The organism is Roseomonas sp. E05, from assembly GCF_030063475.1.
Classification (GTDB): Bacteria; Pseudomonadota; Alphaproteobacteria; order Acetobacterales; family Acetobacteraceae; genus Pseudoroseomonas.
Genome location: NZ_JASIRT010000067.1, coordinates 1 through 6,810 on the forward strand (window position 1 = coordinate 1; position 6,810 = coordinate 6,810).

Consider the following 6,810-nt stretch of genomic DNA (forward strand, 5'->3'; position numbering starts at 1 on the left):
GCCCAAAACCATCCGGACCGCTCGCTGCCGAACCTCAGGCGAAAAGCGGTTCGTCGTCGCCTTCGTCATGCCTCCAACCCCTCAAGGTTTGAAGCCTCCGGCAAACCCGGCGCGGTTCAGACGTCTATTATGGCTGCGTTGTTAGTGCCTGTGCTGAGCGCCGCCACCGGGCGTGGTACCCGTCTGCGGGTTCATCTGGTCGCAGTGGGCCATCATCATCTCGGTGTGGGGGTTCACGGGGCTCCCGGACTGCATCTGCTGACGCATCTCCGCGCAGTGGGCCATCATCTGCTCCATGTTCATGCCGCGCATGCCGGACATGTCGTGACCTGCCATCGGGCCACTCCGGGGGGCCTGCCCTTGTGGCATCAGCGACATCTGCGAGGCGCGCGGGGTGGTGACCGGCGGCACCGGTTGCTGCGGCGAACAGGCGGCCGCCCCGAGCGTCAGGCCGGTCAGGGCCAGGAGCGCGCGGAAGTTGCTTGGGCGGATCATTCGCATCTTGCGTTTCCTTTCTCTGGTTCCACGGAGTTGACCGGCCGCCGCATGCCGTGGGCGTATGCTGCGGTCCGCTCCTCCTTCCCGGCGCACCATCGGCGCACCGGAAACCTCGCTCACACCGGCTGCAAGCCGCGGAAGCTCATCCAGACCCGCCAGGCTCCGTCCGGTGAGAAGGCGAGGACGGCGTAGGTGGGCGGCGCCGCGCCGGGCATCTCCATCCCGGGCACGCCTACCGGCATCTCCGGCACTGCCAGCCCCGAAACCTCGGATGGCCGTTCCCGCAACAGGCGGCGGATCGCTGGGACCGGCACATGCCCCTCCATGGCCCAACCCCCGATGCGGCCCGCATGGCAGGAGATGAGGTCGGGCGGCGTCCCAAGCGCCTGCCTGTACGGCCCCACTGCCTCGACCACCTTGTCCTCGACCGCGAAACCCTCGGCCCGCAGGTGCCCGACCCAGCCGCCGCAGCAGCCGCAATTCGCGTCGCGCCAGATCTCGGCTTTTGGCGTGCCGCTACAACCAAGAAGCGGCAGGCCCAGCCCGAGCGCGCCGCCCAGGATGCTGCGTCGTCTCATCTCACGTCCCTTCACTCTGCCGGGGCCGGGGAAGCCGGACACAGGCTCGCAGGCCGCCTCCGGGCATGTTGCCGAGGTGGACCGACCCGCCGTGGCTGGCGACGGCCTGGCGTGCGATGGCGAGGCCCAGCCCGGAGCCGCCGGTGCCGCGATTGCGCGACTGCTCGAGGCGGTAGAAGGGTTCGAAGACCCGCTCGAGCTCTGCCTCCGGCACGCCCGGCCCGGAGTCCTCGATCCGGACGACAAGCTCCGAGCCGGTATCCGCGAGCGAGACGCGCGCGGCCGTGCCGTACTTGACGGCGTTATCGATCAGGTTGCCGAAGGCGCGCTTCAACGCCATGGCGCGGCAGGGAAGCCGCGCCTGGGACGGGCCCGCGTAGCTCACCAGCTTGCCGAGGTCCTCGGCATCCGCCGACAGGGTTTGCAGGATGGCGGCGATGTCGGCCGTTCGCGTTTCCTCCTGGGCGTCGTCGCCACGCAGGAAGGCAAGCGTGGCGCCGATCATCGCGTCCATCTCGTCGAGGTCGGCGTCGATCTGCCGCTGGAGTTCCGGGTCCTCCAGGAAGCCCGCGCGGAGACGCAGGCGCGCCAGGGGCGTCCTCAGGTCGTGGCTGACGGCGGCCAGGGCCTGGGTGCGATCGGCAATCAGCTGCTCGATCCGGGCCTGCATCCGGTTGAAGGCCTGCGCCGCCTGCCGCACCTCGTCCGGCCCTTCCTCCGGCATGCGGACCGGCTGCCCCGGGCGGCCGATCCGGTCGGCCGCCTCCGAGAGCGCTCGCAGGGGCCGCGCGATGAGCCGCACCACCAGAAGCCCGAGCACAAGGATGCCGAGTGCCATCGCCGAGGTGCTGAGCAGTGTGGCGTATTCTGCCCGCGGCGCCAGTGGGTCGACGTGATAGGCCAAGTGGGAGCCGTCGGGCAGGCCGACGGCTCCGTCCGCCTCCTGGTGGCCCGTGTGCCGGAATGCCTCGTCGTTCGCCGCCGAGGGCGCGGGACCTGGGGTCCAGCGGACCTGGAAGCCCGGGGAGGAGAGCGCCTGCGCCATCTCGGGGCGGCTGGCTTCCGGCACCAGGCTCAGGGCGCGGGCCGCGGCGGCCAGACGGTCGCCCGTCACCTGCCGCTGGGTAGTGCCCAGCAGGATCTGGCTACCGGTCTGGTGCAGCCAGACGCTGCCGCCGTGGAAAGCCATCAGCCCGACCAGCAGGACCAGGATGATGCGGCCCGCCAGGGTGCTGGGCAGCAGCCGCCTCACTGGCGCGTCACGGCGGGCACGAACATGTACCCGGCACCACGGATGGTCTTGATGATGGCGGGGCTGTCGGCCAGCGGCTCCAGCTTGCGCCGCAGGCGGCTGACCATCACGTCCACCGAGCGGTCGATGCTGTCCGAGACCCGGTTGCGGGCCAGGTCCAGCAACTGGTCCCGGGTCAGCACGCGCTGCGGGTGCTCGCAGAAGGCCAGCAGCAGGTCGTACTCGCCGCTCGACAGGTCCACGGCTGAGCCGTCGGGGGCCTTGAGCTCGCGCCGCCGGGTGTCGAGCGCCCAGTCGGCGAAGACCATCCGATCCCCTGCGGTATGGTCCGGCTGGCCGAAGCCAGCCTGCGCCCGCCGTAGCACGGCGCGGATGCGCGCCAGCAGTTCCGGGCGGCTGAACGGCTTCGGGATGTAGTCGTCGGCGCCGAGTTCGAGGCCAAGGACGCGGTCGGTTTCTTCGCCCCGTGCCGTCACCATGATGATGGGAACCGCCATCCGTGCCCGCACCGCCCGGCAGAGGTCGAGCCCGGATTGGCCGGGCAGCATGACATCCAGCAGCACGAGGTCGACGGGAGCGCCGCCGAGCGTCTCCCACATCTCCCGCCCGTCCCGCGCGCCGGTCACACGGAAGCCGTTCTGGCGCAGGAACTTGGCGATCAGCGTCCGCATCTCGGCGTCATCCTCGACGACGAGGATGTGGGCCGTCGGCGGCAGGTTGCTGCCGCGGTCGCTCACCGGGTCGGCCGTCTGCATCGATCGGCCTCAGGCGCGCCAGGCTGCCTGCGAGCGAGGCGGCACGCTGTCAAGGATGGGCAGTGGCGGCAAGGCCGGACCTCCTTCGTTTCCAGGCCACCATAGCTGATGCGGTGGGCGGCGCGCAGGATGGCGGCGAAATGTCCGCGGGCCGGACCAGCCTGGAACCCTCCGCCGTGCATCTCAGAAGAACAGCCGGATGCCGGTCAGGAACTGCCAGCCGCCAACGTCCTCGCCCTCGTTGCGGGCGAAGCGCGCTGTGTCACCGAGCTTCCGCTCGTAGCTGACGCCGATGTAGGGCGCCACCTCGCGGGTGAACTCGTAGCGCAGGCGGAGCCCGGTCTCGATGTCGTTGAAGCCCGCGCCAATGCCGAGTTCCTCCACCTCCTGGAGTGCAACATTGGCCTCCAGGTTCGGCTGGAGCACCAGTCGCTGTGTGATGTAGGCGTCGTAGGAGATCTCGGCGCGGGCGGAGAGGTCGCCACGCTCACTGACGAAGCCCTGGAGGTCCACCTCGAACATGCCGGGCGCCAGCCCTTGCAGGCCGATGACGCCGTAGAAGCGGTCCGGCTTGGGACGGATATCGTAGCGGATACCGGCCTGGATGTCCCAGTAATAGCTGAGCAGGCGCGAATAGAGCAGTTGGACCTCGGCGTCCTCCACTCGGCCGTCCCGCGCCGTCTCGCCCTCAGTCTTCAGCCAAACCCGGTTCACGTCGCCGCCATACCAGGCCTGCCCGTCCCAGCGGCCAATGTTGGGTCCGTCCAGCCCCCAGCCGTACTCCAGCTTCTCGAACAGCACGGCGCCAGTGTAGATCTCGTGGCTGAACGGCGGTTCGGTACTATGCTGCATCGCCTGCGCGTGCGCCGGTGCAACCTGGAGAGCGCCCAGGGCCACGACGGCCAAGGCAGCGGCGACCGTCACGACTGCTTTGATCCGCATGACTGTCACCGTGCCGACGCCGCGATCTGGCGAGCCGGGACCACGGACACCTTGCGCATCATTCCGGTCTCCATGTGGTAGAGCATGTGGCAATGGAAGGCCCATCCGCCGGGCGCATCCGCCTCGATGTCGACGTCGAGCGTGGAGCCGGGCTTGATGTTCACCACATGCAGCAACGGATTCTCGGCCCCGTTGCCGACCTGCGGCATCATCCACATGCCGTGCAGGTGCATCGGATGATTCATCATGGTTTCGTTGACGAAGCGGAAGCGCGCCCGCTCGCCGAGATACAGTTGAATCGGCTGTGCCTGGCTGAAGCTATTGCCGTTGATGGACCAGAAGTACCGCTCCATGTTGCCGGTCAGCCGAATCTCGATGATGCGGGTCGGCTCCCGTACCGGGTAGAGCGGCTTGGCCGCGCGCAGGTCACGGTAGGACAACACGCGGGCGCCCGGCGGGGCGCCGACGTCGTTCACCAGGGGATCCGGCATCGCCATGCCGCCATGTCCCATGGTGCCGTGGTCCATGTCGCCCATGGCGCCGTGGTTCATGCCAGCCATCCCGGCATGGTTCATCCCGGCCATGCTCGAGTGCTCCATGCCGGGCATGTTCCCGTGGTCCATGCCGCCCATGGAGCCGTGCTGCATGCCCTGGGAGCCTCCGGCAGGCACCTGCATGGAGGAGTGGTCCATGCCCCCCATGTCCATCGGCGCGACGTGGCCGGGGGCGTCGACCTCCGGCATCGGCGTTCCGCGGTCGAGGCCGCTTGGCCCATAGTTCATGCCCATGTCGGCCATGGTCAGCACGGGGCGCGGGCGGTGCGGCGGCAGCGGTAGGGCGGGCAGGCCCTCCTGGGTGGCCAGGCTGAACTGCGCGAAGCCCTGGCGGCCCATGGACTCCGCCAGCACCTGGTACTGGCGCCCGTCGCGCGGGCGTACCAGGACATCGAACGTCTCGGCAGGCGCGATGCGGAACTCGTCCACAGTGACCGGCCGGACGTTGTTGCCGTGGGCCTGCACCACGGTCATCTCGAGCCCGGGGATGCGCACGTCGAAGTGGGACATGGCGCCGCTGTTGATGAAGCGCAGGCGCACCGTCTCGCCCGGTCGGAACAGCGCGGTGAAATTCCGCGCCGGGGTGTGGCCGTTGACGAGGTAGGTGTAGCCGCCGACATCCTCGATGTCGGTCGGGTCCATCCGCATGTCACCCCACATGATGCGATCGGAGACGATGGCCGACCGCGCGGCGCCGTCCGGCGCACGGCGGAGCTCGCTGATCAGGCTGGCCAGGGTGCGCTTGTTGTCGTTGTAGTAGCCGGGGTCGCGCTTGAGGTTGGCGATGACGTGGCTCGGCGTCTCGTCTGTCCAGTCCGACAACTGGATGATGTAGTCGCGGTCGTAGCCAAAGGGCTCCGGCGTCGCCGGGTCGATGACAATGGCACCGTAGATGCCGGACTGCTCCTGCAAGCCCGAGTGGCTGTGGTACCAGTAGGTCCCGGCCTGCACGAGCGGGAAGCGGTACTGGTGCGTCCCACCCGCGTGGATGCCTTGGAAGCCGTCACTGATGCCGGGCACGCCGTCCTGGCTGCTCGGCAGGATCAGGCCGTGCCAGTGGATCGAAGTGTGCTCGCGCAGCCGGTTGGTGACGTTGATCACCACCTCCTCGCCCTCGCGGAAGCGCAGGACAGGACCCGGAATTTGCCCGTTGATGGCCATCGCCGGGCGGCGGCGCCCGGTGATGTTGGCCGTCACGTGAGACAGGGTCAGGTTGAACTCGCGCGGCATGGCCCGACCGACGGCGGGCTTTGCCAGGGCGCCGGGCACGACCGGGAAGGCCAGAGCAGCGACGCCGAGGCCCAGCGCCTGCCGCCTGCTCAGCTTGTCATTGGTCATCGTTCGATCCTTGGCCGCGACCGGCGCGGCATGGCCCTGCTTGCTGATCAGCGCGAGAAGGTGACGTTGCCCACCATGCCGGACTCGTAGTGGCCCGGGATGTTGCAGGCGAACTCCAGGTTGGCGGCCTTGGTGAACTTGAAGATCATCTCCTCGGTCTTGCCGGGATCGACCAGGACGGCGTTCGGGTCGTCGTGGCGCACGGCGCCGTGGTTCATGCCCGGCATCTTGGAGTGGTCCATGCCAACAATGGCGTCTTTGCTGGCCGCCGACATCATCCCGCTCTCGAACATGGCCTGCATCTCGCGCTGGTGCTGCTGATGCATGGCCGCGGTGCCGATGTTGAACTCGTGCAGGAACTCACCGTCATTGCGCACCCGAAAGCGGATAGTCTCTCCGGTCCGGACCTGGATGCGCTGCGGCTGGTAGCGGTTGTCCCGCATGACGATATCGATGGTGCGGCGGACGTCCTGAGGGCGTCCCTTGGTGCCGAAAGCCTGGTAGGCGGAATCCGCCAGGGCAGGCGCCCCGCCGATCCCCGCTGCCATGATTACCGCGGCCAGGAGACCGATCCAGAGGCGCATGCGTCACATCCCACCATTGCTGGCCACCTGCCAGGCGCAGGCGAACTCAGCCGCTCCGCTCAGGCGATTCATGTGACGTGATTACCGATCGATTACGTATGTCAGATTGCGCAAGCATGACAAAATATTACAGGTGGATGGCCGTCGCTGGGCTGGTCCGGCACTTCATGCATTGAAGCTGGTGGATGCCCTAGGTTGCCGACTCAATCAGGGGAGCCAGAAACAAGCGGTTGCGACGAGCGCGATGGCGGAGAGGAAGTTCCTGGCCAAGCGGTCGTAGCGCGTAGCGATGCGCCGCCAGTCCTTCAT

The 6,810-nt window shown here is 68.2% G+C and carries 7 protein-coding genes and 1 pseudogene; all 8 read right to left on the bottom strand.

Annotated elements, in window-relative coordinates:
• Positions 1–141: 141 nt before the first annotated feature.
• The gene (locus QMO56_RS26365) at positions 142–501 is read right to left on the bottom strand and encodes a hypothetical protein (RefSeq protein ID WP_283530578.1); all 360 of its coding nucleotides are present in this window, start codon (positions 499–501) and stop codon (positions 142–144) included.
• Positions 502–614: 113 nt separating this feature from the next.
• Positions 615–1,076: a DUF411 domain-containing protein gene (locus QMO56_RS26370; RefSeq protein WP_283530580.1), complete on the bottom strand. Its 462-nt coding sequence runs from the start codon at positions 1,074–1,076 to the stop codon at positions 615–617.
• 1 nt (position 1,077) lies between these two features.
• A complete protein-coding gene (locus tag QMO56_RS26375) occupies positions 1,078–2,328 on the bottom strand; it encodes an ATP-binding protein (protein ID WP_283530582.1) in 1,251 nt (416 codons plus the stop codon).
• On the bottom strand, positions 2,325–3,083 hold the full coding sequence (locus QMO56_RS26380; RefSeq protein ID WP_283530584.1) for a response regulator: 759 nt from the start codon (positions 3,081–3,083) through the stop codon (positions 2,325–2,327). Before QMO56_RS26380 ends, QMO56_RS26375 begins: the two co-directional genes overlap by 4 nt.
• Before the next feature lie 183 nt (positions 3,084–3,266).
• Positions 3,267–4,025, bottom strand: coding sequence for a copper resistance protein B (locus tag QMO56_RS26385; protein WP_283530586.1), 759 nt, complete (start codon positions 4,023–4,025; stop codon positions 3,267–3,269).
• Positions 4,026–4,030: 5 nt separating this feature from the next.
• Entirely contained in the window at positions 4,031–5,917 is a 1,887-nt protein-coding gene (locus tag QMO56_RS26390; protein WP_283530588.1) for a copper resistance system multicopper oxidase, read from the bottom strand.
• Positions 5,918–5,964: 47 nt separating this feature from the next.
• Complete coding sequence (locus tag QMO56_RS26395) at positions 5,965–6,501, bottom strand: cupredoxin family protein (RefSeq protein WP_283530590.1); 537 nt, start codon at positions 6,499–6,501, stop codon at positions 5,965–5,967.
• A gap of 207 nt (positions 6,502–6,708) precedes the next feature.
• Positions 6,709–6,810 (bottom strand): annotated as a pseudogene (locus QMO56_RS26400) (IS5/IS1182 family transposase); the annotation flags it as partial.

Excerpts from the sequence above, each read along its gene's own strand:
- QMO56_RS26365 (WP_283530578.1), bottom strand. The coding sequence starts at position 501 with ATGCGAATGATCCGCCCAAGCAACTTCCGCGCGCTCCTGGCCCTGACC.
- QMO56_RS26370 (WP_283530580.1), bottom strand. The coding sequence starts at position 1,076 with ATGAGACGACGCAGCATCCTGGGCGGCGCGCTCGGGCTGGGCCTGCCG.
- QMO56_RS26380 (WP_283530584.1), bottom strand. The coding sequence starts at position 3,083 with ATGCAGACGGCCGACCCGGTGAGCGACCGCGGCAGCAACCTGCCGCCG.
- QMO56_RS26385 (WP_283530586.1), bottom strand. The coding sequence starts at position 4,025 with ATGCGGATCAAAGCAGTCGTGACGGTCGCCGCTGCCTTGGCCGTCGTG.
- QMO56_RS26390 (WP_283530588.1), bottom strand. The coding sequence starts at position 5,917 with ATGACCAATGACAAGCTGAGCAGGCGGCAGGCGCTGGGCCTCGGCGTC.
- QMO56_RS26395 (WP_283530590.1), bottom strand. The coding sequence starts at position 6,501 with ATGCGCCTCTGGATCGGTCTCCTGGCCGCGGTAATCATGGCAGCGGGG.